The following is a 2,437-nucleotide window of genomic DNA, read 5'->3' as shown; positions in this document are numbered from 1 at the left end:
TGTTTATGGCAAACTAATAATGTAGACATTGGCATTTAATTTATGTATGGCCCGTAGGGCCATACATAAATTAAAAAACCACTTGCCAACTCCTCCAAATAACTTTAAACTCCTCGTTGGACCAACAACGTTCGACAGGAGGATATTAGGAGATGTTAGCAGTGGCTCAGATTGATTATATCAGACATGAGGTAAACGAAAAAGGAGAAACTTATGCCAGTGTTGGCAGAAGGATGGGTGTTGACCCACGTACGGTTAATAAATATGCCAATCAAGAAGAATTTAAAAGAAAAGAAAAACAAAAGAGAAAATCACCGGTAATGGATCCCGTTAAACCAATCTTAGATAAGTGGATTAAGGAGGATCTTAATAAGAAAAGAAAGTATCATAGAACGGCAAAGAGAATGTTTCAACAGCTGGAGAAGTTTCATAGTTTCACAGGTTCTTATCGAACCGTGCGTGATTATGTATCTCGTCGTAAACAAGAATTAAAAGAAACTACAGTGGATGCAGCTTTACCACTTGAATCATTCCCTGGTACCGCCCAAGTTGATTTTGGAACCGCACCATTTAAATATCAATCGGAGGTAATTGAACTACCTTATTTGGTTATGTCTTTCCCTTACAGTAATAGTTTTTACTTTCAAGTGTTTCCTTCGGAAAATACGGAGTGTTTACTAGAGGGTTTACAGCAAATGTTTCATTATATGGGCGGTGTTCCTAAAACAATTCGGTTTGATAATTTATCACCGGCCGTAAAGAAGATACGTGCGAGAGGAGAACGTGATCTAACCGATACATTCGATAGATTTGTTTTACACTATGGATTTTCATATGAATTCTGTAATCCAGGTAAGGGCAATGAAAAAGGTCATGTAGAGGCAATGGTTAAATATGTGAGGAATAACTTCTTATTACCTGAGAATACAATTTTAGACTTGGACCAATTTAATAAAACATTGTGGAAATTGGCTGAGGAAGATCGTAGTCGTCCACATTATGAAAAAGATATTATTCAATCTAAACTCTATGAAGAAGAAAAAGATAGTTGGCTAGTACTTCCGGAAAAAGAGTTTGAATGCGCCCGTTATCAAGATATCAAAGCTGACAAATATGGGATGGTTACAATAGATAAAAAGCAATACTCTACTTCTCCAAGATTCGCCAAACAGAAGGTGAGCGTTTGTATTACATACAACACAGTGCTTATCTTAAATGATAATAATGAAGTAATAGTAAAGCATTCACGATTATATGGTATTAGAAGAAAATCAATGATTTGGCAACCCTACTTGGATCTATTGTCAAAACGTCCGAGAGCCATTAAATATTCAAGTTTATATGACCAATTTCCAGCCATATGGTCTGACTATTTGATTGATTGTACCGAGGAAGAACAAAAAAGTGCTTTGCGTTTATTAGGAGAGCTACTAAAAAGTGAGGATTTTTCATTATTAAATGAAGCTTTACAAGTAGCTTCTATGCACGGACACCCTAGTGTTGAACAAATAAAACATTGCTTTTACACATTACTTAATCAAGATACTCCTCACACAACAATTATGCCAAATATGTCAATACCCAAGGTGCCAGAGATAACTAGAGGACTGTCTCATTATGATTCTTTCTTTCAGAAGGAGGATGGTTATTAGGTGAATGAACAGATAGAAGCATATGCCAAACGCTTAAAATTAAGTTGGATAAGAGAGAACTATCATGAGGTTGAAGCAAGCAATAATCACGAATACCTTCTCAAATTATTTGAGAAGGAAGTGCAGAATCGGGAAGAACGGAAAGTAAATTTATTACTTAGCCAAGCGCAACTTCCCAAAATAGGTAATCAACCCTATCAATGGGAGCATATTCAGATTCCTCAAGGAATCAGTAGAACAACAGTCCTTGATGGAGACTTTATTACCGAGAAAGAGAATCTTATTTTATATGGTGGAGTCGGTACTGGTAAAACTTATTTGGCGACATTAATCAGCTTAAATGCCATACATAGGTTTGGCAGCCGGGTTAAGTTTTATACCGTGGCATCTTTAGTGAATAAGTTAATTGAAGCAAACCAGCAAGGATCTTTAGCAAAGATAATGAAACAAATTGAAAAACTGGATTTATTGGTATTAGACGAACTGGGATATATTCCACTTCATAAAGAAGGTGCAGAACTTTTATTTCAGGTTATCTCTATGTGTTACGAAAATAAAAGTATAATTATAACAACTAACCTACAGTTCGGCCAATGGAATCATGTCTTTGGAGACCCTATACTAACCGAGGCGGTCATTGATCGATTGATTCACCATTCGCATTTACTGCTTTTTACAGGAGACAGTTTTCGTTACAAAGAATCTTTATTACATGGATAATCGGGGCTGGCAAGTGGCATACAATTTTAAATGCCATTTCATACATTTTTTACTTGCCAAATACA

2 protein-coding genes are annotated in these 2,437 nt (G+C 35.9%); both read left to right on the top strand.

The features are described from left to right. Positions 1-152: 152 nt before the first annotated feature. On the top strand, positions 153-1,652 hold the full coding sequence (gene istA, locus QGM71_RS21650; RefSeq protein ID WP_327609630.1) for an IS21 family transposase: 1,500 nt from the start codon (positions 153-155) through the stop codon (positions 1,650-1,652). Beyond that, positions 1,653-2,372: an IS21-like element helper ATPase IstB gene (istB, locus tag QGM71_RS21645; protein ID WP_327609629.1), complete on the top strand. Its 720-nt coding sequence runs from the start codon at positions 1,653-1,655 to the stop codon at positions 2,370-2,372. Positions 2,373-2,437 lie beyond the last annotated feature (65 nt).

Source organism: Virgibacillus tibetensis, assembly GCF_036026595.1.
Lineage (GTDB): Bacteria > Bacillota > Bacilli > Bacillales > Amphibacillaceae > Virgibacillus_P > Virgibacillus_P tibetensis.
The sequence above is the reverse complement of the archived record's forward strand: the minus strand, read 5'-3'. Positions and strand labels throughout refer to the sequence as shown.

Excerpts from the sequence above, each read along its gene's own strand:
- istA (WP_327609630.1), top strand. The coding sequence starts at position 153 with ATGTTAGCAGTGGCTCAGATTGATTATATCAGACATGAGGTAAACGAA.